Origin of the sequence: Streptomyces sp. NPDC059499, from assembly GCF_042749285.1 — a bacterium.
Taxonomy (GTDB): domain Bacteria; phylum Actinomycetota; class Actinomycetes; order Streptomycetales; family Streptomycetaceae; genus Streptomyces.
On record NZ_JBHYTT010000023.1, the window covers coordinates 18,942 to 45,287 of the forward strand.

25 protein-coding genes are annotated in these 26,346 nt (G+C 70.3%); 12 read left to right on the top strand and 13 right to left on the bottom strand.

Annotated elements, in window-relative coordinates; all coding sequences use genetic code 11:
* Nucleotides 1–141 precede the first annotated feature (141 nt).
* Nucleotides 142–921: a type II CAAX endopeptidase family protein gene (locus tag ACFW9O_RS34185; RefSeq protein WP_351169396.1), complete on the top strand. Its 780-nt coding sequence runs from the start codon at nucleotides 142–144 to the stop codon at nucleotides 919–921.
* A gap of 43 nt (nucleotides 922–964) precedes the next feature.
* Here the strand turns inward: ACFW9O_RS34185 and ACFW9O_RS34190 are convergent, their stop codons facing one another.
* Nucleotides 965–1,786 (bottom strand): PhzF family phenazine biosynthesis protein, encoded by an 822-nt coding sequence (locus ACFW9O_RS34190; protein WP_384614815.1) that lies wholly within the window; start codon nucleotides 1,784–1,786, stop codon nucleotides 965–967.
* Nucleotides 1,787–1,944: 158 nt separating this feature from the next.
* Here ACFW9O_RS34190 and ACFW9O_RS34195 point away from each other — a divergent pair, with 158 nt between their 5' ends.
* Nucleotides 1,945–2,670: a DUF2625 domain-containing protein gene (locus tag ACFW9O_RS34195; protein ID WP_384614816.1), complete on the top strand. Its 726-nt coding sequence runs from the start codon at nucleotides 1,945–1,947 to the stop codon at nucleotides 2,668–2,670.
* Nucleotides 2,671–3,583: 913 nt separating this feature from the next.
* Here the strand turns inward: ACFW9O_RS34195 and ACFW9O_RS34200 are convergent.
* Nucleotides 3,584–4,033, bottom strand: coding sequence for a DUF2199 domain-containing protein (locus ACFW9O_RS34200; protein WP_384614875.1), 450 nt, complete (start codon nucleotides 4,031–4,033; stop codon nucleotides 3,584–3,586).
* A gap of 274 nt (nucleotides 4,034–4,307) precedes the next feature.
* On the opposite strand from ACFW9O_RS34200, the gene ACFW9O_RS34205 reads away from it, so the two are divergent.
* On the top strand, nucleotides 4,308–4,931 hold the full coding sequence (locus ACFW9O_RS34205) for a PadR family transcriptional regulator (RefSeq protein WP_384614818.1): 624 nt from the start codon (nucleotides 4,308–4,310) through the stop codon (nucleotides 4,929–4,931).
* An 82-nt stretch (nucleotides 4,932–5,013) separates the two neighbouring features.
* Here the strand turns inward: ACFW9O_RS34205 and ACFW9O_RS34210 are convergent, their stop codons facing one another.
* Complete coding sequence (locus tag ACFW9O_RS34210; protein WP_351169354.1) at nucleotides 5,014–5,217, bottom strand: hypothetical protein; 204 nt, start codon at nucleotides 5,215–5,217, stop codon at nucleotides 5,014–5,016.
* Nucleotides 5,218–5,453: 236 nt separating this feature from the next.
* Between ACFW9O_RS34210 and ACFW9O_RS34215 the strand changes: the two genes are divergently transcribed.
* The 3 genes from ACFW9O_RS34215 (at nucleotide 5,454) to ACFW9O_RS34225 (ending at nucleotide 8,216) form a co-directional block, all read left to right on the top strand.
* The gene (locus ACFW9O_RS34215; RefSeq protein WP_384614819.1) at nucleotides 5,454–5,984 is read left to right on the top strand and encodes a Clp protease N-terminal domain-containing protein; all 531 of its coding nucleotides are present in this window, start codon (nucleotides 5,454–5,456) and stop codon (nucleotides 5,982–5,984) included.
* 67 nt (nucleotides 5,985–6,051) lie between these two features.
* Nucleotides 6,052–7,095, top strand: coding sequence for a DMT family transporter (locus ACFW9O_RS34220; protein ID WP_384614821.1), 1,044 nt, complete (start codon nucleotides 6,052–6,054; stop codon nucleotides 7,093–7,095).
* Between the two features lie 158 nt (nucleotides 7,096–7,253).
* The gene (locus ACFW9O_RS34225) at nucleotides 7,254–8,216 is read left to right on the top strand and encodes a DMT family transporter (RefSeq protein WP_384614823.1); all 963 of its coding nucleotides are present in this window, start codon (nucleotides 7,254–7,256) and stop codon (nucleotides 8,214–8,216) included.
* 52 nt (nucleotides 8,217–8,268) lie between these two features.
* Here ACFW9O_RS34225 and ACFW9O_RS34230 read toward each other — a convergent pair whose 3' ends face one another.
* Nucleotides 8,269–8,964 carry a pyridoxamine 5'-phosphate oxidase family protein gene (locus tag ACFW9O_RS34230; protein ID WP_384614825.1) on the bottom strand — a complete coding sequence of 232 codons (696 nt, stop codon included), beginning with the start codon at nucleotides 8,962–8,964 and terminating at the stop codon, nucleotides 8,269–8,271.
* Between the two features lie 35 nt (nucleotides 8,965–8,999).
* On the opposite strand from ACFW9O_RS34230, the gene ACFW9O_RS34235 reads away from it, so the two are divergent.
* Entirely contained in the window at nucleotides 9,000–10,331 is a 1,332-nt protein-coding gene (locus ACFW9O_RS34235; RefSeq protein ID WP_384614827.1) for an aminotransferase class I/II-fold pyridoxal phosphate-dependent enzyme, read from the top strand.
* Here the strand turns inward: ACFW9O_RS34235 and ACFW9O_RS34240 are convergent.
* Complete coding sequence (locus tag ACFW9O_RS34240) at nucleotides 10,318–11,319, bottom strand: DMT family transporter (RefSeq protein ID WP_384614829.1); 1,002 nt, start codon at nucleotides 11,317–11,319, stop codon at nucleotides 10,318–10,320. The two genes, ACFW9O_RS34235 and ACFW9O_RS34240, sit on opposite strands and share 14 nt — an antisense overlap.
* Before the next feature lie 74 nt (nucleotides 11,320–11,393).
* On the opposite strand from ACFW9O_RS34240, the gene ACFW9O_RS34245 reads away from it, so the two are divergent.
* Nucleotides 11,394–12,293, top strand: a complete 900-nt coding sequence (locus ACFW9O_RS34245; protein WP_384614831.1) for a LysR family transcriptional regulator — start codon at nucleotides 11,394–11,396, stop codon at nucleotides 12,291–12,293.
* Nucleotides 12,294–12,327: 34 nt separating this feature from the next.
* On the opposite strand, the gene ACFW9O_RS34250 is transcribed toward ACFW9O_RS34245, so the two are convergent.
* The 6 genes from ACFW9O_RS34250 to ACFW9O_RS34275 form a co-directional block, all read right to left on the bottom strand.
* Nucleotides 12,328–12,798 (bottom strand): pyridoxamine 5'-phosphate oxidase family protein, encoded by a 471-nt coding sequence (locus tag ACFW9O_RS34250; protein WP_384614833.1) that lies wholly within the window; start codon nucleotides 12,796–12,798, stop codon nucleotides 12,328–12,330.
* 146 nt (nucleotides 12,799–12,944) lie between these two features.
* Nucleotides 12,945–13,400, bottom strand: a complete 456-nt coding sequence (locus tag ACFW9O_RS34255) for a Rieske (2Fe-2S) protein (protein WP_351169330.1) — start codon at nucleotides 13,398–13,400, stop codon at nucleotides 12,945–12,947.
* 103 nt (nucleotides 13,401–13,503) lie between these two features.
* Nucleotides 13,504–14,601 carry a hypothetical protein gene (locus ACFW9O_RS34260; RefSeq protein WP_384614836.1) on the bottom strand — a complete coding sequence of 366 codons (1,098 nt, stop codon included), beginning with the start codon at nucleotides 14,599–14,601 and terminating at the stop codon, nucleotides 13,504–13,506.
* A 190-nt stretch (nucleotides 14,602–14,791) separates the two neighbouring features.
* On the bottom strand, nucleotides 14,792–16,126 hold the full coding sequence (locus ACFW9O_RS34265) for an ABC transporter substrate-binding protein (protein WP_384614838.1): 1,335 nt from the start codon (nucleotides 16,124–16,126) through the stop codon (nucleotides 14,792–14,794).
* 62 nt (nucleotides 16,127–16,188) lie between these two features.
* The gene (locus ACFW9O_RS34270) at nucleotides 16,189–17,151 is read right to left on the bottom strand and encodes a carbohydrate ABC transporter permease (protein WP_384614840.1); all 963 of its coding nucleotides are present in this window, start codon (nucleotides 17,149–17,151) and stop codon (nucleotides 16,189–16,191) included.
* A 3-nt stretch (nucleotides 17,152–17,154) separates the two neighbouring features.
* A complete protein-coding gene (locus ACFW9O_RS34275; protein WP_384614841.1) occupies nucleotides 17,155–18,081 on the bottom strand; it encodes a carbohydrate ABC transporter permease in 927 nt (308 codons plus the stop codon).
* Nucleotides 18,082–18,352: 271 nt separating this feature from the next.
* Here ACFW9O_RS34275 and ACFW9O_RS34280 point away from each other — a divergent pair, with 271 nt between their 5' ends.
* The 3 genes from ACFW9O_RS34280 (at nucleotide 18,353) to ACFW9O_RS34290 (ending at nucleotide 21,456) form a co-directional block, all read left to right on the top strand.
* The gene (locus ACFW9O_RS34280; RefSeq protein ID WP_384614877.1) at nucleotides 18,353–19,342 is read left to right on the top strand and encodes a LacI family DNA-binding transcriptional regulator; all 990 of its coding nucleotides are present in this window, start codon (nucleotides 18,353–18,355) and stop codon (nucleotides 19,340–19,342) included.
* A 224-nt stretch (nucleotides 19,343–19,566) separates the two neighbouring features.
* Nucleotides 19,567–20,394, top strand: coding sequence for a PP2C family protein-serine/threonine phosphatase (locus ACFW9O_RS34285; protein WP_384614843.1), 828 nt, complete (start codon nucleotides 19,567–19,569; stop codon nucleotides 20,392–20,394).
* A gap of 90 nt (nucleotides 20,395–20,484) precedes the next feature.
* Nucleotides 20,485–21,456: an MASE1 domain-containing protein gene (locus ACFW9O_RS34290; protein ID WP_384614879.1), complete on the top strand. Its 972-nt coding sequence runs from the start codon at nucleotides 20,485–20,487 to the stop codon at nucleotides 21,454–21,456.
* A 17-nt stretch (nucleotides 21,457–21,473) separates the two neighbouring features.
* Here the strand turns inward: ACFW9O_RS34290 and ACFW9O_RS34295 are convergent, their stop codons facing one another.
* Together ACFW9O_RS34295 and ACFW9O_RS34300 are read right to left on the bottom strand one after the other, a co-directional pair.
* Entirely contained in the window at nucleotides 21,474–23,225 is a 1,752-nt protein-coding gene (locus ACFW9O_RS34295) for a beta-galactosidase family protein (RefSeq protein ID WP_384614844.1), read from the bottom strand.
* A gap of 179 nt (nucleotides 23,226–23,404) precedes the next feature.
* A complete protein-coding gene (locus ACFW9O_RS34300) occupies nucleotides 23,405–24,796 on the bottom strand; it encodes a hypothetical protein (protein WP_384614846.1) in 1,392 nt (463 codons plus the stop codon).
* A 201-nt stretch (nucleotides 24,797–24,997) separates the two neighbouring features.
* Between ACFW9O_RS34300 and ACFW9O_RS34305 the strand changes: the two genes are divergently transcribed.
* Nucleotides 24,998–26,308 carry a molybdopterin-dependent oxidoreductase gene (locus tag ACFW9O_RS34305; protein WP_384614847.1) on the top strand — a complete coding sequence of 437 codons (1,311 nt, stop codon included), beginning with the start codon at nucleotides 24,998–25,000 and terminating at the stop codon, nucleotides 26,306–26,308.
* Nucleotides 26,309–26,346: the final 38 nt, after the last annotated feature.

Sequence of the window (26,346 nt, forward strand, 5' to 3'; positions counted from 1 at the left end):
CCGCACCATCGGCAATGGCGATGGTGCCCCGGTCTGTCACGCATGCTCTTCGTATTTGCATTCGAGACCTTAGCGGGACGGTGGGCGGCATGAGTTGCGATTGCAGAACTGAAGGCAGGTGTACTGGTGGAGGCGGGGCGCGTGGCTGAATTCACTCCTCATGAGGCCGTTTCGCGGCGGATCCTGCGGCAGGAGACGGTGCTGGTGCTGGCCCTCTCACTGGGGGCCAGCGGGGTGTCTGCCCTGATCAGCTTTGTCGGATCGTTGACGAAACCAGGAGGCTTGAAGGATCAGGCCGCGACGCTGAACGGCTCGTACGCGCCCGGGCGGCCGTGGTTGGACCTGGCCTGGCAACTGTTCGGAATTGCAACGGCCCTGGTGCCCGTCGTGCTGGTCGCTCATCTGCTGACCCGTGAGGGCGCCGGCCTGCGCGTCCTCGGATTCGACCGGACCAGGCCCTGGTCGGACCTCGGACGCGGCACCCTGGTCGCGGCGGGGATCGGCAGTGCGGGGCTGGTGTTCTATCTGGTGGCGCGGGCGGGCGGATTCAACCTGACGGTGGTCCCCGAATCGCTGCCCGAGGTGTGGTGGAAGTTCCCCGTCCTGATTCTCTCCGCGGTGCAGAACTCCGTCGTGGAGGAAGTCATCGTCGTCGGCTACCTGCTGCGCCGGCTGGGGCAGTTGGGCTGGACTCCCATGGCCGCCCTGATGGCGAGTTCCGTGCTGCGCGGCTCCTACCACCTGTACCAGGGCATCGGCGGCTTCATCGGGAACATGGTCATGGGCGTCGTCTTCGTGCTGCTGTACCGGCGCTGGGGACGCGTCGGTCCGCTGGTGGTCGCGCATGCCCTGCTCGACATCGGGGCGTTCGTGGGATATGCGCTGCTCGCCGGGAAGGTGGGCTGGCTGCCGACGCCGTGAACGAAGGGGCCGGGGTGCGCGGACCCGCGCACCCCGGCCTGCGTCAGAGCGTGGCCAGCAGTTCCCCGTCGATGACGGTGACGGCGCTGCCGGTCAGCAGGGTGCGGTCGCCGCGCAGTGAGGTGCGGACGATGCCGGAACGGGCGGAGGCCTGCAGGCCGATGAGGTCCTCGCGCCCGAGGCGTGCCGACCAGAACGGGGCCAGGGCGGTGTGGGCGCTGCCGGTCACCGGATCCTCGTCGATGCCGACTCCGGGGAAGAAGCCGCGCGACACGAAGTCGTAGCTGCCCGAAGGGTCCGCTGCCGCGGCCGTGGCGATGACGCCGCGCCGGGAGTGGGCGACGAGTCCGGCGAAGTCCGGCGAGAGGGCGCGTACGGCAGCCTCGTCGGCGAGTTCGATCAGCAGGTCGCCGACGTGCGATCCCGTGTCGTGGACGGAGACGGGATCGGCGCCCAACGCCTTCGCCAGGCCGGGCGGGGCGGTGACGGGTGTCAGCGGAGCTGTCGGGAAGTCCAGCGTGAGAGTGCCGTCCGGGGTGGCGGTGGCGCGCAGGATTCCGCAGCGGGTCGAGAAACGGACCGTGCCGCTTGCCGTTCCCGTCGTGTGCAGGACGTGTGCGGTGGCCAGTGTGGCGTGCCCGCACATGTCGACCTCGGTGGCCGGGGTGAACCAGCGCAGCGCCCAGTCGGCATCGCCGCCGGGCGGCAGCGGGTGGGCGAACGCAGTCTCGGAGAGGTTGACCTCGGCGGCGATCTGCTGAAGCCGTCCGGGATCGGGGAAGGGGCCGGATTCCAGGATCAGGACCCCGGCGGGGTTGCCGGCGAAGGGGCGGTCGGTGAACGCGTCGACGATGCGGATCCTCATGACGGTGACCGTAGGCGGACCGCTGGGCGCGGTCCAAGGCCAATTCCAGGTTGGCGGCCCTGCTGTCCTGTGACGGTGAACCTTGACCGTTGTCAGCGACGTCCGAACAGGACTGGGCCGTGTGACGAGGCGATGAGGAAGGGTGCGACCATCCTCGGATGCGAGAGATCGACGAGTTGACCAACGTGGACGATCCGGCGTGGCCGGAGCTTCGGGAGATGCTGTCGGCGAGCTCCGCACCGGTTGAGGTGCTGTCTGCCGACGTTTCCGAGGGGCGCCGATGCCTTCTGCAGATGCAGGTCACGGCGCGATCGGTTCTGGGTGCTCTGGCGTTGCACACCGGCGGGCTGCTCGTGGACAACGGGTGGGTGCGGGTGTACGGCGGGGGTTCGGTCACGGGCGGGGGGCTCCCGAGTCTGGCGCAGGTCAACCGTTTTCCCGCGGACGTCGATCCGGTCTGGCATCCCGCGACAGGTCTGATCGTCGGCCACGATGTCGTCGGTGGGGTCTTCGCGCTGAACGGTGGCGATCCGGCGGCTGTGGGCCGGCCCGGGGCACCTGGGCAGATGACGTACTTCGCTCCCGACACTCTTCAGTGGGAAGCGATGGAGATGGGCCACTCCGGATGGGTCTCCTGGATGCTCTCGGGCCGGTTGGAGACGTTCTACGACGGGCTGCGATGGCCCGACTGGCGTGAGGAAGCTGCGGCCCTGGCCTTCTCGCAGGGCATTTCTGTGTTTCCGTTCCTCTGGTCCGAGGAGGCCCACGCCGATCTCGCGGCGACAAGTCGGCGGCCTGTGCCGATGCGCGAGGTCATCGGGGTCGCCGCGGACTTCGCCCAGCAGATGGGGCCGTCCGATCCTGGGTTCCTCGGCGACGTGTGACCGGGTTCCTTGCCGCTCGTCACCGTGCGGGGGAGTCCGGCCTCCCCGGCGAGTGCCTGACCGCGGTGGTCCTGCGGCCGACCACCAAGTCGGTCGACGCCGGTGTGCTGCCGGCTCGCACGGAGGTGACCGGGCCCCTCCGCCGGGACCAGAGCGGTCGACGGTTGGCGCGCCGGGCCGCCCGACGCAAGACGGCTTCTGCACAGGGGCGTTCACAGGCAGGGCTCGGCCCCGTCCGAGGTTCAGCATCGCCGCATCCACCATGGCTGATAAGGATCGCCATAGGAGTCCACGATCGTGCGGGACCGGTAGACCTCGTCAAGCGGGTGTACCAGCTGCCGGAGCTCCCGCGACGCACTTGTCGGCAGCCCGCACAGGGCCTGCTCCAGCATCTGTCGTGGATGAGCGTCGGAGGGACAGCACGCTTCAACTCCGCAGCCATGGACCAGTGGAACCGTGAGCCTACGGGCCGGGCCGTGAACGGTGCCGACCCACCGAGCCATCGCGTCGGCGACGGCTCCTGGCCACACGTGTGAATCCTCGAACGCGGCAATCGCCCTCTGCGAGCGCGCCGAGACCCCAGAAACGATCTTCCTGCCATGCTCCGGGCGGCGCCTGCGCGACAACGTGGCGCGCACCTGGCCTGGCCGTCTACGCGCCATGGGCCTTTCGTCGGTTCGTCATGGACGACATCCTCCCAGAGTGAGGCCGTTCCGATCAATGCTGCCGCCGATCGTCCGGCCTTTCCTCTGCCCGGGAGGCAGATCGACATCAGCGCTCTGCCCAGCACCGGCAGGGCTCAGCGCCACCACCGCAACCTCACCCCCCGTCATGGCCGGCGCTGGGTCAGGGATGCATTCCACCGCCTCCGCCTCCGCCGCCGCGCCCTCGCCAAGCCCTGACCTGCGGTGAATCAGGCCGGATGCAGCACAGCCATGGCAATCTCACGCACGCGGTCCTGCGTGATCCCGGTGCGCTGTTCGACGGCGAGCGGGTGGTCGGTGGGCTCCAGCTCGATGAAGGGCCGCTTGCCGACCGGTCGGGTGTGGGCGTTGGTCTTCAAGTCGGTGGTGCTCTCGGGATAGAGCGTGAGCTCGGTGCTGAGCCAGCCGAAGTACGGCTTCTCGGCCTCGCGGCCCTCCGTGTCCCACACGTCGAGAGCACGGGCGAAATTGTCCTTGCTCAGAGAGACCCAGACTCCCCAGGAGAAGGCGTCCTGGCTGCCGATCACAGGTATCTCGATCAGACCCCTGATGAAGAAGTGCTGGCCCTTGATCACGCACTGGTCGGACGACAGCAGGCAGCCCGGATCACTCTCGAAGCTTGGATCCCATACGTCAGGGGCCATGGTCGAGTAGCTCATGGGGAGCTCTGCGTGGTGCTCGCCGCAGCATGAACACGTGAAACCGAGATCGTTGGACATGGCGTGAGCCTAGCTACCACCTGCACAAGGGCTACCCCGGGTTCTCCCAGAGCCGCTCTCGGCGCTGCGGCCATCCTCCAGGCCCGGCTCGCCTGCCCCGTTCGGTGAGTCTTCGCTGAGACAGGACACCTCCTCGGTTCGGCGGTTGTCAGGCGATCGGTTCCGATATATCGTTGAAGCATCGCGACAGATCAACGATGGAAGGAGCGTAGCGATGCGTTCACATGGACACGAGCATGAGCACGGACATGGGCACTGCGGGCCCGGTCATCAGGGTCGTGGCGACTACGAAGGAAGGCGGGCAGCCTTCGGGTCGTTCGGCCCGCCCTTCGGTGGCGGACCGTTCGGTGGAGGGCCCTTCGGCGGCGGACGCGGTCGCGGCGGTGGCAGGGGAAGGGCGCGGCGCGGCGACGTGCGAGCGTCGATCCTGGCGCTGCTCAAGGACCGTTCGATGCACGGTTACGAGATGATCCAGGAGATCGGCGAGCGCAGCGGAGGGGCCTGGCGCCCCAGCCCCGGATCCGTCTACCCCACCCTTCAACTGCTGGAGGACGAGGGTCTGATCGTCAGCGCGAGCGAGGGCGGCAAGAAGCTGTTCACCCTCACCGAGGCGGGCCGCACCGAGGCCGAGACCGGTCCCGAGGCGCCGTGGGAGGAAGTCGGGCGTGGAGTCGACTGGGAGGGTGTGAACGAGATCCGCCAGGCCGGGTTCGGCCTGATGGAGGCGTTCGGGCAGGTCTGGAAGACCGGCTCCGCCGATCAGCGTCAGAAGGCGCTCACGGTGATCAACGATGCCCGTAAGAAGCTCTACTTGATCCTTGCCGACGACGACCACTGATCCGTGGGGAGTGCGACCGTACGCCGCAAGGGCCCTGTTCCGCGGGGCGCTTGCGGTGTTCGTCGTGTGCGGGGTGCCCGCTTCACGGGCGGGTGATGAGGTCCGCAGGCCCCGTCCGCCAGATCGCCGCCGCGTCGAACCGGTCCGAAGCGCGGGGGTGCGGGCCGTCGTCGTGGCAGTGGAACGCAGCCCAGAAGAGGTCGGCGGGCAGTGCGTCGGCAGGGGCGTGGACGCGGTAGACGTACTGCCGTCCGTCGACGGCCGGCAGAGCGACCAGCCAGGCCACGAAAGAACCCCCCCTCCCACCGGTGTCGTCGGCCTGAGGGACGTGTCCGGCGCGTCGCCGGTTGCGCCGGGAGCGCGGCGCAAGGCGGCGCGCGCTCTTTTCGCGGATTGGGGCCCGTGCGAGCCGGATCTCATCCGCAAGGATGAGGAACTCCTCAGGTGCCCGCCCTCGGTGGGATGCGCAGATGGGCCGTGCCGGGGATGCCACCGTGTTCCGGGACTGATGGGGTGGGTTGTGTGCACAACCGGACACCCTGGATACCCGAACAGCCCGCACCGAACGACGCCGGATTCACCGCTGAACTGGCCTCGGTGGTGACAGGTGCGCGCAGGCGGGCCCTGCGTGACGGCGACCGCCACATCGACACGGCTCATCTGCTGCACTCGCTCATCGAATCGGACCCCGAGGTCCGCGCCGTTTTCGACGGTGGACCCCAGCTGGCCAGGGTCCTCGGCTACCTCGTGCAGCGCAGCATCGGCTACGGGCTCCGGTGGCAGGGGACGCTGGAGCACTCGGGCGACCTGACGGCGGTGGCCGTGCCGGGGGCCGACGGGTGGTCGCCCTCGGCCGTCGCGGCAATGGACCGGGCGGAGCGGGGTGCGGTTCTGCGCGGGGAGTCCCATGCCGGTGGGCTCGACATTCTCGCCGCACTGGTGGGGGACCCGGGGTGCCGTGCCGTCGAGGTGCTGGAGCGGGCGGGCGTGGAGACCGAGTGGCTTGCCGGTCGTACGGCGGACCGGCTGGCCGAGGTTTCCCGGCAGGGGTGATCATGGACACCCCTCCGACAGGCGTGACGAGGGTGACGCTGCTGACGCGGGCTGTCATGATGTGCCGATGCACGCGTCTCAGGGGAGAAGCGCCGGTCTGGGCCTGGCCTTGGTCTCGGCGCTCGCATTCGGTGGTTCAGGGGTGGCGGCCAAGCCGCTGATCGAGGCGGGGCTCGACCCGTTGCACGTGGTGTGGCTACGCGTGGCGGGCGCCGCGCTCGTCATGCTGCCCGTCGCCTGGCGGCATCGGCACCTGGTGCGTGAACGGCCTGCCCTGCTGGCCGGTTTCGGGCTCTTCGCCGTCGCGGGCGTGCAGGCCTTCTACTTCGCCGCGATCTCCCGTATCCCCGTCGGTGTTGCCCTGCTCGTCGAGTACCTGGCGCCCGCGCTGGTCCTCGGCTGGGTGCGATTCGTGCAGCGCAGGCCCGTCACCCGGGCCGCCGCGGCCGGGGTGGTCCTCGCGGTCGGCGGACTCGCCTGTGTCGTCGAGGTGTGGGCCGGACTGAGCTTCGACGCCGTCGGCCTGCTGCTCGCGCTCGGAGCGGCGTGCTGTCAGGTGGGCTACTTCGTCCTGTCCGATCAGGGCAGTCGTGACCGAGGAAGCCACGGCGACGCCGAAGCCGGGCCGCCGCATCCGTTCGGCGTGATCGCCTACGGGCTGCTGGTCGGGGCTGCGGTACTCACCGTGGTGGCCAGGCCGTGGGGTATGGACTGGGCGGCTCTGGGCGGGAGCGCCGAGATGAACGGGAACGCCGTTCCCGCGTGGGTGCTGCTGGGCTGGATCGTGCTGCTCGCGACCGTGCTCGCCTACGTCACCGGTGTGGTGTCGGTACGGCTGCTCTCACCACAGGTTGCCGGTGTTGTCGCCTGCCTCGAGGCGGTCATCGCGACCGTGCTGGCCTGGGTGCTCCTCGGCGAACACCTCTCCGCGCCCCAGCTCGTCGGTGGCGGTGTGGTGCTGATCGGTGCCTTCATCGCGCAGTCCGCCGCGCCCAGGCCGCCGTCCGGTCCGGTGGCGTCCGGCGCCGGAGTGCAGGAAGCGGACGGTGAGGACGGCGGCGGCTCCGCCGTCGCGGAGGGTGAGTTGTCCGGGAACCGGACCGCGCCGTAGGGTGGCGATCATGCACCTGACCGTACTTCCGCCGCCTGTCGCCTAGCGCGCGCGGCCACTCCTGACGAAGACCGGGCTCGGGCAGTCCCCGAGCGGTTCGTCGCTGCCCGCGTGCGGAGCCGAGCGACCACCACCCCCTCTTCCTCCGGAGAAAACACGTGTCCCACCCTGTTTCCGGCCTGCCCGTCGGGCGGAGCCTCCTCTATCTCGTTGTCGCCGGTATCGCCTGGGGAACCGCGGGCGCGGCCGCTTCCCTGCTCTTCCGGGTCAGCGATCTCGGCCCGCTCGCCCTGTCGTTCTGGCGGTGCGCCGGCGGTCTCGTACTCCTGGCGGGCGTGCTGGTGCTGCGACCCCGTCGCCCGCGCGCCGCGCATGAGTCCCGCCGTCTCCGGCGGCTGCGCATCCTGGGGACCGGCATCGGTCTCACCGTGTTCCAGAGTGCCTACTTCGCGGCGGTCGAAGCGACGGGTCTCGCGGTCGGGACCGTCGTCACCCTGGGGGCCGGACCTGTCCTCATCGCGGTCGGCGCGCGGCTGTTGATGGGGGAGCGGCTGGGCCGGGGCGGATTCGTCGCCGTCGCCGGTGCCCTCGCCGGGCTCGCCGTGCTCGTGCTCGGCGGCGAGGCCGCCGAAGTACGGCCCGTCGGGGTGCTGCTGGCCCTGCTGTCCGCCACCGGCTATGCGGCGATCACGCTGCTGACCCGATGGCTGGGACGCCAGGGCGCGTCCGGCGACTCACTCTCCACCAGCGCGTGGGCGTTCGGTATCGGCGCGGTCGGTCTGCTGCCCGCGGCGCTGGCCGAGGGGCTCGTGCCGCACACCGCCGCCACGGGGCAGGTGCTCTGGCTGATGGTCTATGTGGCGGCTGTGCCGACCGCGCTCGCCTATGCGCTCTACTTCGCCGGAGCCGCCGCTGTCCGGTCGGCGACCGTGTCCGTGATCATGCTCCTGGAGCCGGTGAGCGCGGCCTTCATCGCGGTCACCGTCCTGCGGGAGCAGCTGACCGCGGCCACGGTCATCGGCACGCTGCTTCTGCTCGGTGCGGTGGCCGGGCTGGCACTCGACGAGGCGCGCGGCGCGGCCGCCGCCGTCCGCAGGCGCCGGGAAGCCCTGCCCGTCTGATCCCGGGTGCCGGGCCCGTCCACGTGACGGGCCCGGCACACGGAGAGGCGTGTCAGAGAGCGGCCAGGTAGTCCGGTACGGGCACGGCGGGGTCGAGGTCGTCGGACGGAACCGGTGCGGCGTAGCCGTGGGCCAGCGGCACCACACCCGCCCAGTACGGCAGCGCGAGGTCCGCCTCCTCGTCGTTCGGCCCTCCGGTGCGGACCTTGGCGGAGACCTCGTCGAGGTCCAGCCGGATGACCGCGGTGGCGGCGAGCTCCTTCGCGTCGGCCGGCCGGGAGTCCTGCGACCTGCCGGGAACGACCTGGTCGACGATGGCGTCGAGTGCCACGCGCCGTTCCTCGGGGTCGGTCACCGTACGGGCGACTCCGTGCACCACCACGGAGCGGTAGTTCATCGAGTGGTGGAACGCGGACCGGGCCAGCACCAGGCCGTCGACGAGCGTGACCGTCAGGCAGACCGCCAGGCCCGGATCCGACGCGCCCGCCGTGCGGAGCGGCCGGGATCCGGTCGAGCCGTGCACGTACAGCCGCTCGCCGACCCTGCCGAAGAGGGTCGGGAGTACGACCGGTGCCCCGTCGCGGACGAACCCGAGATGGCAGAGGTAGCCCTCGTCGAGTATCGAGTGGACGACCTCCCGGTCGTACGAAGCGCGTTCCCTGGCCCGGCTCGGGACCGTGCGCCCGGTCGGCTCGTACGGGGCGGTGGCTGCCTGGCCGGTGGTGTCGGGCGTTACGGTGTCCGGCATTGCGCTCTCCATTGCACTAGTGCATAATCATGTTTGTGCTAGGAGAGTATCGGATCAGTGGGCGGCGCGCATCGGACATTGCCGCGAGCGTGGAGCGCGGGGTCGGTTCGGGCGAGCTCGCCCCCGGTCATGTGCTGCCGCCCATGCGGGAGTTGGCGTCGGTGCTGGGGGTCAATCCGAATACGGTGGCCGCCGCCTACCGGACACTCCGAGAGCGCGGAGTGATCGAGACCGCGGGGCGCAGGGGCAGCAGGGTGAGGCAACGCCCTGCGAGTACCTCCCGCGGCTCGCTCCGGATCGACGCGCCACCGGGTGTACGGGACCTGGGGTCCGGCAACCCCGATCCGACCCTGCTGCCCGACCTCGGTGAAGCGCTGGCCGTGGCCGCGCGGGCGAACGCGCTGAAGCCCTGGCTGTACGGGGACGCTCCCGTGATCCCCGAACTCGCGACGTACGTCCGGGCGGAACTGGATGCCGACGGTGTTCCCGCGGGGCCCGTGGCGGTCACCTCGGGGTCCCTCGACGCAATCGAACGTGTGCTGTCGGCGCACCTCAAACCCGGTGACGCGGTCGCCGTCGAAGACCCCGGGTGGGGGAGCCTGCTGGATCTTGTCCCGGCCCTCGGCCTGCGTGCCGCGCCCGTCGCCGTGGACGACGAGGGTCCGCTGCCCGGCGATGTGGAGCGTGCGCTGAGGGCGGGGGTCAAGGCGCTGATCGTGACCGGCCGGGCGCAGAACCCGACCGGGGCGGCGGTGGGGGCGGACCGGGCGAAGGAGCTGCGGTCCGTTCTCGCGCGACACCCCGGGGTGCTCCTGATCGAGGACGATCATGGTCACGCCATCGTCGACCTGCCGCTGCACCCGCTGGTGGGATCCACGGACCGCTGGGCCTTCGTGCGGTCCGTCGCCAAGGCGTACGGACCGGATCTGCGGGTCGCCGTACTGACCGGGGACGCGGTGACCGTCGACCGTGTGACCGGCAGGCAGAGTCTGGGGCCGGGCTGGGTCAGCGCCCTGCTCCAGCGTGCGGTGGTGCACCTGTGGACCTCCGGCGCCGTCGACGTCGTCGCGGTCGCGAGGTCCTACGGTGAGCGCCGTGACGCGCTCGTCCTGGCGCTGGAGGACCGTGGCGTGCCGGCGCACGGGCGGAGCGGGATGAACGTCTGGGTCCCCGTCGGCGACGAGACCGGCGCCGTGGCCAGACTGCTGCACGCGGGCTGGGCGGTTGCTCCGGGTGCGCGCTTCCGGAATGTCGCACCGCAGGGGGTGCGACTGACCGTGTCATCGCTGACCGGGGCGGACATCGCACCCCTGGCGGACGCGGTGGCGGCCGCGGCGCGGCCGGCCGCGCCCATCAGCTACGGCTGAACGGGCGGCGCCCCGGCACCCGTGCGGGCTTGGTGGACGGACGGGGTCTGCTCTGGGTGAGTGCGGCACCCGCGAGGACCACCAGGGCGCCGACCGGGGTGTTCCAGCTCAGCTGTTCGCCGAGCACGGCCACGCCGGCCGCGGTGGCGATGACCGGGATGAAGTAGGTGACCATCTGGGCCGTCGTCGGGCCGACCTCTTGGACGAGGCCGTACTGCATGAGCAGCGCGAGCCCTGTTCCGAGCGCTCCCAGAGCGATGACGGAGAGCGTCGGGAACAGCGGGAAGCGCTCGGGGAGTGAAGTGAACATCGGCGTGACGAAGGCCAGTTGCAGAGTCCCGAGGAAGAGCTGGCTACCGGTCATCGCCAGCGCCGAGGATCCGGTGCCCGCCAGCGTGCGGCGTACGTAGATCCAGCCGATCGGATAGCTGAGCGAGGCGAGCAGGGCCATGGCCGTACCGCCGAAGTCCAGTCCGGAGAAGCCCTGCCAGGCGCCCAGGACGGTCAGCACGCCGATGAAGCCGAGGCCGAGGCCCGCGACGCGGCGACGGGTCGGCCGGTCCTCGGAGAGCGCGACCAGCGAGAGGGCCATGCCCCACAGGGGTGAGGTGGCGTTGCAGATCCCGGCGAGCGTGGACGGGATGGTCAGCTCGGCGTAGGCGAAGAGCGAGAAGGGCAGGGCGTTGAGGAGGAACGCGGCGACGAAGAGATGGCCCCAGGTCCGGCCTGAGCGCGGCAGCCGCTCGCGGCGCACCGCGATGGCGACGGCGAGCACCGCCGTACCGAACAGCAGCCGGCCGAAGGTGACCTGGAAGGGGGCGTACCCGTGGGTGCCGACCTTGATGAGCAGGAAGCTGAAGCCCCAGATGAGGGAGAGCACCACGAACCGGATGCGCCAGTCCACGGCCCGCCGCCGGCCGGGGGAGGGTGTGACCGGCCGGGGGATGCTGGTGGACGGCACCGTCGCCGGTGCGGAGGGAGCGCTCATGGGGTCAACGATGACAACAAGAACCGCGTAGGACAAGTGAGATCTGGTGGCCCCATTCGCGTAGCATTGCTTACATGTTGAATCTGGAGCGCTTGCGCACCCTGGATGCCCTCGCCCGGCACGGCTCGGTGAGCGGCGCTGCCGAGGGCCTCCACGTCACCACGTCGGCGGTGTCGCAGCAGATGGCCAAGCTGGAACGCGAGGTGGGCCAGCAGCTCCTCGCCAAGAACGGCCGGGGCGTCCGGCTGACCGATGCCGGTCAGCTGCTCGCCGACCATGCCGCACGGATCCTCTCGCAGGTGGAGCTGGCCCAGTCCGACATCGAGGCCCAGCGCGGCGAGGTGGTGGGTGAGGTGAGACTGGCGGCTTTTCCGACCGCCGCGCGAGGGCTGTTCCCCGCCGCCCTCACCACGCTGCGCCGGGACCATCCCGAACTGAAGGTACGCACAGTGGAGCTGGAGCCGGAGCGAGCCATTCGCGCCGTGCTCCGGGGCGACATGGACCTGGCCGTGGTGCTCGACTGGAGCAACAAGCGACTGCCGGTGCCCGGTGGTCTGGCCAAGGCCGAACTCCTCGAGGACGTACCGGACATCGCCATGCCGGCCGGGCATCCGCTCGCGGACCGGACGGAGGTGGACCTCGAGGACTTCGCCGACGACGAGTGGGTCTCCTGGCCGGAGGGCGAATTCTGCTACGACTGGCTGATGTTCACCCTGCGGTCCGTGGGTGTCGAGCCGCGCATCTCGCACCTCGCCGGCGAGCACCACACCCAACTCGCTCTGATCGCGGCCGGATTCGGCGTCTGTGTGACGCCCCGGCTCGGCCGCGGACCGGTCCCGGAGGGGGTGTGCATGGTGCCCGTGCGCCAGAAGATGCGACGCCACATCCACGCGGTGTGGCGGACGGACGCGGACCGGAGACCGTCGATCCGGGCAGCCGTCGCGGCCCTGCGTGACGCGGGACGGGCACTGTGATCCGGTACCGGTTCCCGTAACGGCGGGCCGGGTCTCAGGAGAGGCCGGCCAGCTTGCGGAAGTCCCAGGAGGTGACAGCCTCGGGCGTGAGCCGCAGCCAGGCGTGCCGTCCGTCGTGCGGCAGCGCGTCCAGGCCGAAGTACTTCGAAGCGAAGAGCCGCTCCGGCAGATCGAGTTCGGCACACACCTCGCCCGTACGGGGTGCTTCGCCGACGACCTCCACCTCGCCGGACAGCTCCACGCCGCGCAGGTCTCCGTACTCCACCCCGTCGTCCACCACCACCGCGGTCTTCGGGTTCTGCCGCAGCTGCGCCCAGCGCCGGCTCCGGGTGAGCGAGTACAGCCAGAGGGACGTGCCGTCCCACACGAACCAGAGCGCCCCGACGTGGGGCATCCCCCCGGCGGAGACCGTGGCCACCCGGCAGGTGCGCTGCTCGCCGAGGTAGGTGTCCCGTTCCGGGTCCGTCATCATGATCCGACGGCCGCGACGCTGGGTGACGGTCATGAGGGTGCCTCTCCTGCTGTCCGACCCGGTGTCCGGAATCATGGAGGCTCCACCGACGGAAGTCCACCCGGGTGGAGCAGGCCGAGGCCATCGCGGGGGTGCCTTCCGACTCCCCCGCGATGATCCGTACAGGCTCGCCCCTACGGCTACACCAGCGTGATCGAGTCGCCCTCGACCTTGATCTCCTTGGCCGGCAGTGCCTGGGTCGCCGGACCGTTCGTGACGCTGCCGGTCGCCGCGTCGAAAGTGCTGCCGTGACAGGGGCAGTTGATGGTTCCGTTCGAGATGTCCTTCACCGCGCAGCCCTGGTGGGTGCACTTCGAGGAGAAGGCCTTGAACTCACCGGCCGTGGGCTGCGTCACCACGACACCCCGGTCGGCGAACACCATTCCGCCGCCCTCGGGAATGTCGGCGGTGCTCGCGAGGACCGTGCCGCCCCCGTTCGCACCGTCCCCCTCCCCGGCCGGCTGCACCGTGTCCGAACCGCCCGAGTCCTTCGAGCCGCCGCACGCGGTGAGTGCGGCGGCCACTCCGGCTGCGCCGACCGCCGCGACGACGGTGCGGCGCCCGAGGTGGACCTTGCGCTCCTGCGATGCGCTCATGCCGGCTTTCCCTTCATCGGAATACATGACGTCGTCAGTGGTACGGACCGAAGGGCTCCGTCGTTCAGACGCCGGCGAAGTTCCACGCGCCCGCCCCACCTGCTCACAGCCGTGTGGCTCTCCCGCACCCCGCTTCGCCGCTCTCACGGATGCGCGCCTCCAACGACGTGCTCCGGTCGTACGGGTCGACCTCGGGGCCGTCCCCCGAACCTGCGACCGCGCGTTCGGCCCTGAACTCCGGGGTGAGGTAACCGGTGTAGGTGTCACAGCCGCCGTTGGTGGTGTCCGACCTGTAGGAGACGAGGGAGAACGTCCCGGGCCTGATCTTCACCTTCGACGGGTCGTCCCAGCTCATGACGACCTCGCGGCGCACAACGGTGCGGGTGACCTCGTCACTTCCCGCCGCAGCGCTTACGACCGGATAGACGTACGTGACATCGGTGGCTACCTCGACCGCGCCGCGCTCACCCTCCTGGTACGTGATCCGTCCGCGTGTCCTGACCACGTTTCCCACAAGCCGCGTCTCCGTCTTCGCGAAACGGCTGAAGAGCTTGAGAGGATTGTTCTCCCGGCTCGGGGCGCGGAACGCGGTCGCCAGATAGTCGTTGACGTCCTGCTGGTACGGATTGATCAACGCGATCGCCTTCCCCGGCCGCTCTCCGCGCAGCACACCAGGATCCAGGCTGGACTCCGCGAGGAAGTCCCGGGTCCGGTCGAGCGCCTGCGCGACCTGTTCCTTGCTCATCCAGCCGGTCGCCCGCGCCGCAGGCAGGACGAGGGATGCCGTCCCGTCGCCCCACCGCTCCGCCGGCGATCCCCTGAACGGCTCCTCCAACGTCGGCTGTCGGGCCGCCGGTTCGTCGGCCGGCGGCTGGTCCGGACGTTCCGACTCGGCGGCGAGCGGCGCATTCCCACCGCCTTCGATTCCGAACCACCCGGCCACCCGCCCCGGAACCATCACCACGACGAGCAGGACGACCACGACCAGCAGACCGACCGCGTACCAGCCCTTTCCCGTTCGCGACCGCGGCGGTTGGTGAGTTCGCCACCCCTCCGGCCGTCCGGGCTCCTCGCGCAGGCGCCGCGCCACCATCCGGGCACGCGCCGACGGCTCCTCGGGCGCGCCCGGAGTCCCCGCCTCGGCCTCCCGCAGAAAGCGCTCCCACTCCTCGTCCGGTATGGATGCCCCACCCTTGCGCACGCTGTGTTCGCCCCTTCGCACCTGCCCGGTCTCTCCCCTGAGCCGGTCGACATCGGTGCATCATCACACAGCTCACCGGCACTCCCGCGGACCCAAGTCCCCACTCGGTCAACCCTGGAGACCCGTTGACGCATCAGGGAAGGCGGCTGTGCCGAAGAAGTCCCGCACAGCCGCCGCCTCGTTCTCCGGACTACTTGTTGACGTTGAAGCCCTGGTCGTTGCCGTACTTGATACTGGACTGCTCCCAGGCTTCCAGCCCCTGCGACAGAGGGGTCGAGGAGACGTACGACGCGCCCACGGTGTCGTTGAAGACGGAGTTCGCGTACACCTGGTACGGCAGGTACGACCAGTCGCCGCCCACGTTGCGGGCCGAGTCGGCGAAGACCTTGTTGGCCTGCTGGCCGCCGAAGTAGGGGAACGCGGTCTCCAGGAAGGTCTTCGATTCCAGGTCCGCCCGAGTGGCGGGGAAGGCGCCTTCGCTGACGCGGGCCGTGGCACCGGCGCCCGTGGTCGCGAACTCGGCGAAGGCGTAGGCCAGTTCCTTGTTCTTGGCAGCCTTCGGTACGGCCAGGGAACTGCCCCCGTTCTCGGCACTGTCCGTCCTGCCCTTGGTCCACTGGGGGAGCGGGGCCACGCGCCAGTCACCGGACGCGGAGGCGACGCCCGAGGTGAAGTTGGCGGGCATCCAGGCGCCGATGGACAGGGTGGCGATGCTGCCGTCGGCCAGGCCCTTGTACCACTCGTCGCTCCAGGAGGTGATCGGCGCGACGAGGTCCTCGTCCAGCAGCTTCTGCCAAGTGCTGGTGTACGTCCTGGTGCCCGCGTCCGTGAAGTCGACCGTGACGTCCGCACCCTCGGCCTTGTACGGGCGCCCGCCCGCCTGCCAGATGAGGCTGGTGGTGGCGCCCGCGTCGCCGGTGTCGTTGGTGATGAAGATCTTGGGGTCGGCCTTGTGCAGGGTGCGCGCTGCCTCGACGTACTCGTCCCACGTGGTGGGGACCTCGATGCGGTGCTTGTCGAAGACCTTCTTGTTGTAGAACAACGCCATCGGGCCGGAGTCCATGGGCAGGGCGTAGACGGCCTTGTCGTACTTCACCGCGTTCCACGGGCCGGTGGTGAACTTCTTGTCCTGGCCGGCCGCGCCGTAGCCGGCGAGGTCCTCCACCGACTTGCCGATCGCGAACTGGCCGAGGGCGTAGTACTCGATCTGTGCCACGTCCGGGGCGCCGGAGCCGGCCGCGATGGCGTTCTGCAGAGCGGTGTACTGCTTGTCGCCGGTGCCCGCGTTGACGAGTTCGACGTCGACCTTCGGGTACTTCTTCTCGAAGTCGGCAACCACCGTCTTGAGCGTGGGTTCCCAGGCCCACACCGTTATCTTCCCTCCCTTCGCCAGCGCGGACGCGACGTCCTTCGCGCCGCCGCCGTCCTCGGCCGGATCGGAGGAGCCGCAGGCGGTCGCGGCGAGGGTGATGGCGCAGACCGCGGCGACGGCGGCGAGAAGCCGGCGAGTGCTGTGTGTCCTCATGCGTGGTGCTCCTGGTTCGGTGCTCGGGGAAGGGGGAGGGAAGGGCGCGCGTGGGGGCGGATTCACTCCTTGACGCTGCCTGCGGCCAGACCGGACTGCCAGTACCGCTGGAGCAGGAGGAAGATCACGACGATCGGCACGATCGTGAGCAGGGATCCCGTGATGATGAGGTCGAATACGGCCTCGCCGCCCGCCGTCTGGGCCTGGGCGTTCCAGGCGTTGAGTCCGAGGGTGAGCGGGTACCAGTCCGGGTCCTTGATCATGATCAGCGGCAGGAAGTAGTTGTTCCAGGTCGCGACCATGGAGAAGAGCAGCACGGTGACCGCCCCTGGCATCAGCAGCGGCAGCGCGATGCGGAAGAAGGTGCGCAGTTCGCCGGAGCCGTCGACGCGGGCCGCCTCGAGGAGTTCGGCGGGTACGGCCTCGGCGGCGAACACCCACATCAGGTAGAGCCCGAACGGGGAGATCAGGGAGGGGATGATGACGGCCCACGGGGTGTTCGTCAGGTCCATGCTGCTGAACATCAGGAACGTGGGCACCGCGAGCGCCGTGCCCGGCACGGCCACGGCCCCGATGACGACGGCGAACACGGCGCGGCGGCCGGGGAATCGGTACGTGGCCAGGGCGTATCCGCCCAGGACGGCGAGGATCGTGGCGCCGCCCGCTCCCGCGGAGACGTACAGCAGGGTGTTGAGCAGCCACCGGACGAAGACACCGTCGTCGTAGGCCAGCGTCCGGGAGATGTTGTCCCAGAGGGTGAAGTCCTCGCCGAACCACAGGCCCGAGGAGTCGAGCAGACCCTTCTGGTCCTTGGTCGCGTTGATGACCAGCCAGGCCAGCGGAAGCAGTGTGTAGAGGAGGACCAGTCCGGTCACGAGGGTCAGCGGGATGCTGGGGCGGGGGTTGAGCGGGGTGTGGGGGCGACGGCGGGGCCGCAGGGGTGGCCGGCCGGCCTTCCGGGAGCTGCGCGCGGGGCCGGCGGGGTCCGCGGCGTTCGCGTCGACTCCGGCGAGGTTCGTGGTCATGGCTCAGCCCTTCCGCATTCCGCGCAGCTGGACGCTGTACGCGATGATCGCGGTGATGACGCCCATCACGATCGCCACCGTGGCCGCGTAGTTGTGCTGCCGGCCGGAGAAGGACAGCGAGTAGGTGTAGAGGTTGGGGGTGAAGTCGCTCGTGATCGCGTTCGGGGCGAGCTTCTGCAGGATGCTCGGCTCGTTGAAGAGCTGGAAGCTGCCGATGACCGAGAAGATCGTCGCGATGACCAGGGCGCCGCGGATCGCCGGCAGCTTGACCGCGGTGATGACCCGCCACTCGCCGGCGCCGTCGATCGCGGCGGCTTCGTGGAGCGAGCGGGGAACGACCTTGAGCGCCGAGTAGAAGATCAGCATGTTGTACCCGACGAATTCCCAGGTCACGATGTTGCCGATGGAGGCCAGCACCAGTGCGGGGGAGAGCGGGTCGGGAAGGGTGACACCGAAGGCGTCGTTGATGTTGCCGACCAGCCCGAACCGGGTTCCGTAGATGAAGCCCCACATCAGGCTCGCGACGACCGCGGGTACGGCGTAGGGCAGGAAGACCGATATGCGGAAGAAGGCCTTGCCGTACAGACGCCCGCTGTCGATGGCCAGCGCGACCAGCAGTGCGATGCCCAGCATGACGGGCACCTGTACGGCCAGGAACAGCCCGACCCTGGCCAGTCCTTCCCAGAACTGCGGGTCCGTCAGCGCCTGCCGGTAGTTGTCCATGCCGACGAAGGAGTTCCCGCCGATGAGCCGGTCGCGGAAGAGGCTGAGGTACAGCGCGTATCCGATCGGCGCAAGGAAGACGAGGCCGAAGACCGCGACGAACGGACCTGCGAACCCCCACCCGACGAGGGCCTGCCTGCGGAGGCGGGAGCGCGCTCGCAGGCGGGGTGGTGGTAGTGCCTTCGCCGGAGTCGGCAGGAGCGTCATGACTGGTTCCTTGTGTCGGTGACCGACCGGTCCGTTGTGAGGAGGGACGAGGGCCTTCGGGCCGGAAGCGGCCGGATCAGGCGGTGCCCGATGAGAAATGTTTACGTAATCATCGGTAGCGTGATGGTGACACTCCCGTTGGGGGTCGTCAAGCATGGGGTGGGAGTCGATGGAAGGAAGACCGGTGACGGAGAAAGACGCGGCCGCTCGTGCGGAGACGGCGGACAAGGGCGGCCGGCGCGCCGCGAAAGGCAGGCAGCCCCGGGTGTCGATGGCTGACGTCGCCCGGGTCGCCGGCGTCTCGTCGCAGACGGTCTCCCGGGTGTCCAACGGGGACCCGGCCGTCATCGACCGGACCCGGCAGAAGGTGCTGGACGCCATGAAGGAGCTCGGCTACCGGCCCAACAGCGCCGCCCGCGCTCTCAAGCGCGGCGACTTCCGGACCATCGGCGTCATCACCATGAGCCTGTCCAGCACCGGCAACGTGCGGACCCTGGAAGCCATCGCGAAGTTCGCCTCGCACGCGGGGTACGCGGTCACGCTGATCCCGATCGACGCCCCGACCCAGGACAACGTCAGGGGAGCCTTCACGCGGCTCGACGAACTCGCGGTCGACGCGGTCGTCCTGATCATGGAAGTGCACCTGCTCGACACGGCGTTGCTGACCCTGCCGCCGCATGTGACCGTCGTCGTCGTGGACTCGGACGCCGGCGACCGGTTCCATGTGGTGGACACCGACCAGCACCAGGGTGCCCGTACGGCGGTGCGCCACCTCCTCGAACTCGGGCACCGTACGGTCTGGCACCTGGCAGGCCCGGAGGAGTCGTTCGCGGCGGGCCGCCGCGCGGTCGCCTGGGAGGCGGCACTGCGCGAGGAGGGGCGGGAGGTGCCACCCCTGCTGCGGGGCGACTGGGCTCCCGCATCCGGCTACGAGGCGGGCCTCCGGCTGGCCGACGAGCCCGACTGCACCGCGGTGTTCGTGGCGAACGACCAGATGGCACTCGGCGTGCTGAGGGCACTCCACGAGCGCGGAAAGCGCGTGCCCGAGGACATGAGCGTCGTGGGCTTCGACGACATCACCGAGAGCGCCTCCTTCATCCCGCCCCTGACCACCGTCCACCAGGACTTCGCACGGGTGGGGGAGCTGTGCGTCGACGCCATCCTGGCGGAGCTGGGCGGGAAGGCCGTGGAGGGCGGCACGACGCTGGTGCCGACCCGGCTGGTCGTGCGCGCAAGCACGGCTCCGTATACGGAGGCCTGATCCTCTTCGGATCACCGGCTGCGGCCTCACGGCTTCGTCGGACATCTCGCGGGGCGGACGGGCTGATCCACGGGCCCGCCTCACCCGGCAGGCGGACGGCGACGGCGCATGCCGGCGGGGTGGACCGCACCCCCGCCGCGACCGATCGGGTGCCGGCCGTCCGTGCCAGGTGGCGGCGACCGGGCTAGGGTTTGATCAGGGGGACCGGAATCCTCAGGAATGTCATGTACCGACACCGCAGAGCGCCGGACAGCACCCAGGAACTCCTCCTCACCCTTGGGCGCCTTGTCGATCAGGCATTGGAGAACGTCAGGGTCCAGCGTGCCCGGGCGGAGCTCGGCATGGCGCTGCAGCGGCACATGCTCCCTGCCGAACTGCCCGATTTTCCGGGCGTCCGGCTGGCGGCCCGGTACGCGCCCTCGCAGGACGGTCTCGCTGTCGGCGGTGACTTCTACGACGCCTTCCCGATGAGGGACGGGGTGGCGGGGGTGGTCATCGGCGATGTGCAGGGTCACGGAGTGGAGGCCGCCGCCTTCATGGGGGAGGCTCGAGCCAGTCTGCGGGCCCTCGCCAGTGTCACGGCCGACCCCGGGGAGGTGCTGAGCAGCGCCAACGACTTGCTGATCTCGCTCGGCGGCGACCTCTTCACCACCTGCTGCCTGCTGAGCCTCGTACCGCAGACTGGCGATCTCCGTATCGCCCGGGCCGGCCACGTCCCGATGGTGTGGGGCACCGACGCGGGCGATTCGGGTGTGTCCCTGGACGCCGGCGGGGTCCCTCTGGGGATTCTGCCCGGTCAGAGCTATCCCGTGGTGCAGCGACGTCTGACGCAGCCCGGCTACCTCGTCCTGCTCACCGACGGGGTGGTGGAAGGGCCCGCCTACCCGATCGAGGAGGGGCTGGCGGAGGTGGCGGGGCTGGCGGGCGCCGGACGCGGTATCGCGCCCGACGTCCTGGCCTCGCGGGTGATCCGGGTCGCGGACCGCACCGGACACGATGACGACGCCGCCGTCCTCGTCGTCCGCTACGAGGGTCGGCCGGGCACCCGGTAGTACGGACGCAGACGTACCGCCCGCCTGCATGACCGTGGTGTCGGCGCGTCCGTCCTGCGCTGACCGCCGGGGGTGGTGTCTGATGCTGATGTGGTGGACTTCTCGCAACTCAGGCGGCACAGGGCCACTGCTCTGACGATCCTGGCGGTCGCCGCCCTGTACTACGCGACCGCCCGCCTGGGACTGCTCCAGCAGCTGGTGCGCGGCCAGGTCACGCCCCTGTGGCCTCCGACCGGTATCGCGGTCGCCGCCCTGCTCCTGTTCGGAGTGAGGGTCTGGCCCGGCATCGCCGTCGGCGCCCTCGCGGTCAACATCTTCATCGGCCCCTCGGTCCCGTCCGTGGTGGCGATCGTCGTCGGCAACACCCTCGCCCCGATCTGTTCCTACCTGCTGCTGACCCGCGCCGGTTTCCGCAACGACCTCGACCGCTTGCAGGATGCCCTCGCCCTGGTCTTCCTCGGCGCCCTGGCCCCCATGCTGATCAGTGCGACGATAGGCAGCAGCACTCTCGTCCTGTCAGGGGCCCTCCCGGCCAGAGGGTTCTGGCCGACCTGGTCCGTGTGGTGGACGGGTGATGCCATGGGCGTGCTGATCGTGACCCCCTTCCTGCTCGTGGTCCGTTGGGCCCGGTGGCCACCCGCCGTCGGTCCCCTGATCTGGGCCGAGGCGGCGGCACTGGCGGCGTGCACCCTGTCCGTGACCTACCTGGCGACCAATGCCAGCAGCTCTTCCTTGCTCTTCCTCGTCTTCCCGTTCCTGATCTGGGCCTCGTTCCGCTTCGAACGTGCGGGAGCCGCACCGTGCGCCCTGGGGATCTCCACGCTTGCGATCATCGCCTCCGGCCGGATGACCGGCCCCTTCGCCCACCACGACCTCCTCACCAACATGGTGACCCTCCAGGCGTTCAACGGCACGGTCTCCCTCACCGCCCTGCTCCTCACCGCGATCGTCACCGAACGGAACCGCACGCACGAAGAGATCGAGCGCCTGTGCGCGCAGCTCTCCGACGCGGTCGCGCACCAGAACGACGGGCGCCGGCGCGGCGCTCCCCCCGACGTCTGAGACCGCACCTCGTGTTTCTACTCGTCGGTGGGGCCGAGGTCGTGGGTCTCCCGGAAGTCGACGGTACGGGCGCGACGGGCCGCGTGCAGTTCGAGAACGACGATCTCGTTGGTGCCCTCGCGGAGCACCGGCGCGGGTACGTACAAGGACCGCTGGGGCCCGCGGGACCAGTAGCGGCCCAGTGCGAAACCGTTGATCCACGCACTGCCCTTGGTCCAGCCGTCGAGGTGGAGGAAGGTGTCCGCCGTACCGGCGAGTTCGAAGGTCCCGCGGTGGAAGGACGGACCGGTCGGCGCTGTGGTGGTGGCGGCGAAGCCCAGCCCGTCGAGCGAGGTCAGAGGCAGCGGCCGGTTGGTCCAGCCGACGAGTTCCCTGCCGTCCAGCAGGACCCCGCCGGGCAGCCCCTTGCGGTCATGGATGCCCGGCCCGTAGTTGACGCGGCCCTGGTTCTCGACGAGCAGGCTGAGGACGCAGCCCGCGCGAGGCACGGTGAAGGAGAGGGCGTGCTCGTGGTTCTCCCGCTCCAGGACCCCGACGCTCCGGCGGTCGAGGAAGACCTGGGCGCGGTCGCGGACGTGCTCCAGTTCGAGCAGGGCGGGTCCGGCGGCCGCCAGGACCGTCTCGTAGAGGACGAATCCGAAGTCCTGGCGGAGCTGCTCCATCGTCAGCGGATTCAGGGACTCGACGGCGTCACCGAGGCTCGGAGCCCAGTCGAGCAGGCCGGCGCTCTCGTCCAACGCCACTGCCGCCAGGGCGAGTTTGTCGGCAGGTGCGGGAACGGGCTCAGCGGGGACCGGTGCGTACTTGGCGATGACCTCGCGGAATGCGGTGAATTTCTCGGTGGGGTCCCCGGCTTCGTCGAGGGGTGCGTCGTAGTCGTAGGAGGTGACGGTCGGCCGGTAGGTGTGCTTGTCGTTGGCGCCGTTGGTGAAGCCGAAGTTCGTACCGCCGTGGAACATGTAGAGGTTCACCGAGGCACCGGCCGCCAGGGCCTCGTCCAACTCCTGTGCGGCCCGGTCCGGGTCACGGACCACGTGGTGGCCGCCCCAGCGGTCGAACCAGCCGATCCAGAACTCCGTGGACAGCAGCGGTCCGGTCGGCCGGTGTGCGCGCAGAGCCGCGAGGTTCTGGGTGGAGCGGCTGCCGAAGTTGGCCGTGGCGAGGACCCCCGGCAACCCGCCGCGCTCCAGGTCCGCGGGCTGGTCGCAGGTGAACAGCGGCACGTCGACACCGCAGCGGCGCAGCGAGCCGGCGAGGTGCTCCAGGTAGGCGGAGTCGTCGCCGTACGCCCCGTACTCGTTCTCCACCTGCACGGCGAGTACCGGCCCGCCCCGGGTGGCGAAGTAGGGCTGAAGCGGGGTGAGGAGCCGGGTGAAGTAGTCGTCGACCGCGGCGAGATAGCGGGGGTCGCGGGTGCGCAGGCGGATGCCGGGCTGCTCCAGGAGCCAGGAGGGCAGGCCGCCGCCCTCCCACTCGGCGCAGATGTAGGGCCCGGGGCGGAGCAGGACGTGGAGGCCCTCCGCGGCGGCGAGGCCGAGGAAGGCGGGCAGGTCGAGTCCGCCGTCCATGTGGAACCGGTCCGGACGCGGCTGGTGGAGGTTCCAGGGGACATACGTCTCGACCGTGTTGAGGCCCATGAGGCGGGCCTTGCGGAGCCGGTCTGCCCACTGCGCCGGATGGACCCGGAAGTAGTGCAGCCCGCCGGACAGGACCCGGAAGGGTTCACCGTCGAGCCGGAATCCGCCGTCGTCGATCTGGAGAACGGACATGTGCTGCTGCTCCTGTGCTCAAGGGGGTGCGCGAGCGATCCGGCGCACGGTGGCCGGAATCCCCGCCATGGATATGTTTGCGTAAACATGAGGGTGATGGCAAGCCTTACGGACAGGGCTGGACGCCCTGCCGCCACAAGCAGACGCGCGGACGTGCCGCATCCGGTCCGGCCCCGTGCCTACCATCCGGTCCAGAACACGTGGTTGACCGTCAGAGCCACGACCGCCTGTGCGGCCAGCCAGCCTCGTCGGCGCGGAACGGGCAGGAGGGCGGTGGCGGGCAGCAGCCACAGGATGAAGGGCTGCCAGATCCGTTCCGTCTCCGCCTTGCTCATCCCGGACAGGTCGGCGGCCAGCAGCGCGAGGAACGCCGCCGAGACGAACAGGACCAGGCGCTGCGGCGAAGCCGTCGTCCCGGTCCGCAGGGCGCGTACGGCTCCGGGGACACCCTCCGCCGTCCGGCGCAGGCCCGCGAGCGTCGCAGGTCCGACGGCGATCGCGGTGCAGGCGAGGTTCGCCCAGACCCAGTAGGAGTACGGCCGGAGTCCCCCCGCCCCCTGGTGGTAGCGATCGACGAGCAGGTGGTACGCCTCCCACCAGTTGAAGCCCGCGAGCGTGAAGGCGGCCGGTACCGCCAGTGCTCCCAGCACGAAAGGAACGAGTGGCCGTGCGGTGCGAGTCAGCACGAGGACGGCGAGGAGCGGGAGCGCGATCAGCGTCAGACCGTAACTGAGGTAGCAGACCAGGCCGTACAGCAGGCCCGCCCCCAGCGCAGTGGCTGCCGGGCTGCGGACCGTGCGGGTCGCGGCCAGGGCGAACAGGGCGATGGACCAGGCGGCCACCGCGGTGAAGTAGCCGTCGGCCGAGGTGCCGGCCCAGACCGCGACGGGCGCGAGGACGATGAACGGCGCGGCGCGGCGGGCGGTGTGCTCGTCCGTCAGGGCGCGGACGGCGATCAGGGCAGCCACCGCCGCGGAGGCGCCGGTCACGATGCACCAGACCCCGGCCCAGGCGCCGCCGCCGAGCCCGACGCGGTCCAGCAGGACGAAGGTGAGGGTGGCGCCAGGCGGGTGTCCGGCGACATGGGCGGGCCAGTTGCCCGGCGGTCCGATCAGGATGTGGTCGTCGAAGCCCTGCAGAGCGGCACCGATGTCGTCGAAGCGGCCGATGACTCCCAGGTACTCGTGCTTCGTGGTGAGACGTCGGGCGATGCCACGCTCCCAGCCGTCGATCAGCGCGAGCGAGAAGACCCAGGCGAGAGAGGCGGCGTAGCAAGTGAGGAGCAGGGTCCGCAGGCGCAGCCGGCCGGCGAGGACGGGGCCGTACACGACGACGGCCACGGCGACGGCGGGGGCGGCCACCGTCCCGGGGCCGACGTGCGGGTACCACGTCGCCAGCAGGGGCGCCCAGCGGACGTAGAGGGTGTGGTCGGCGTTCTCGATGGCGTGGCCGACGAGCACGGCGGCGGTGACCAGCACGATGCCGGCGCCGACGGCCACGAGGTCACGGCGGTGCCCGGAGCGCTGTGCGGTCGGCTCGGGGATGTGCGCGGTGCGGTCCTCGGTCTTCACGCAGGCACCGTACGCACGGCGGGGCGGCGGTGGCGGGTGCCGGCGGGGCGCGTCACCGAACCGTCAGATTCCGGACTGCTTCGGTGGGCCTCCGGGCAGGAGGGGGCGGGTGCCGGGCCCGTACGCTCCGAGGGGTGACGTCATCGTTTCGTCAGGAGTCGCACCCGCCCCGCCCAGGTCCCGCGGGCATAGCGTCGGGACATGGGCGACCGCCGTCGGAACAGTCCGACACCTCCCGATTCCCCTTTCCGGCTCCCGTCCGGACGGGCCGCGACGCTCCCCGAACGCCTTCCCTCGGCGCCCGGGTTCTGGCGCAGTCCCGTACGGGGAGTCCCGTTCACCGCGGTGCTCGGCCTCGTCCTGCTCGTCGGGATCACGCTGCTCTTCGTCACGGGCCTGCTGTCGTACGCCGCCTACAACCCGGACCTGGATCCGGTCAACGACAAGACGCCCGGCAAGGGTCTGCTCGGCTTCTACCTCTTCGCCTGGCCGACCGGGCCGCACTGGCTGTACCGGCTGACGCAGGGCCTCCACGTCACCGTGGGGGTCGTGCTCGTCCCGGTCCTGCTGGCAAAGCTGTGGTCGGTGGTTCCCAGACTCTTCGCACTGCCGCCGGTCCGCTCCCTCGGGCACGCGCTGGAAAGGATCTCGCTGCTGCTGCTCGTGGGCGGTGCGCTGTTCCAGTTCCTCACCGGGCTGCTCAACATCCAGCTGGAGTACCTGTTTCCGGGCTCCTTCTACCCGTTGCACTTCTACGGGGCGTGGGTGTTCTTCGCCGCGTTCCTCGCCCATGCGGGCCTGCGGGTGCCGCAGGCCGTTCGGGTGCTGCGGTCGGGGGGACTGAGCGGGACGGTTCGGGGTGACCGGCTGGAGGCCCCCGCTCCTGCCGCGCCGACCCTGTCCCGGCGCGGCGCGCTGGCCATGGTGGGTGCCGGCTCATCGGTCCTCCTGGTCACCTCGGCCGGGCGGAGCTTCGACGGACCGCTGAGGCGTCTCGCGGTGCTCACCCCGCACGGTGCCGCCGAGCCGGGCTCCGGACCCAACGGCTTCCAGATCAACAAGACGGCCGCCGCCGTCGGTGTCACCGCGGCCGATACGGGGGAGGGCTGGTGGCTCACCGTCAGTGGGCCGGCCGGGGACCTCCGGTTCACCCGGGAGCAGTTGCTGGCCATGGGCCAGCACAGCGCGGCGCTTCCGATCGCGTGCGTGGAGGGCTGGTCCACCTCCGACCAGTGGTGGCGCGGCGTACGGCTGCGGGACCTGGCGGCGCTCGCCGGGTACCCGGACCAGCCACCCGGGGTGCTGGTGGAATCGGTGCAGCGCAGAGGGGCGTTCCGCGTGGCGGCGCTCCGCGACAACCAGGTACGGGACCCGCGTTCGCTGCTGGCGATGCAGGTCAACGGCGAGAAACTGTCACCCGATCACGGATACCCGGCGCGGATCATCGTCCCGGCCGCACCCGGCGTACTCAACACCAAATGGGTGACCCGGCTGACGTTCGGAGAGCTGTGAAGAGAACGGACCTCCGCACCCTCCTGCGGCGTCGGTAC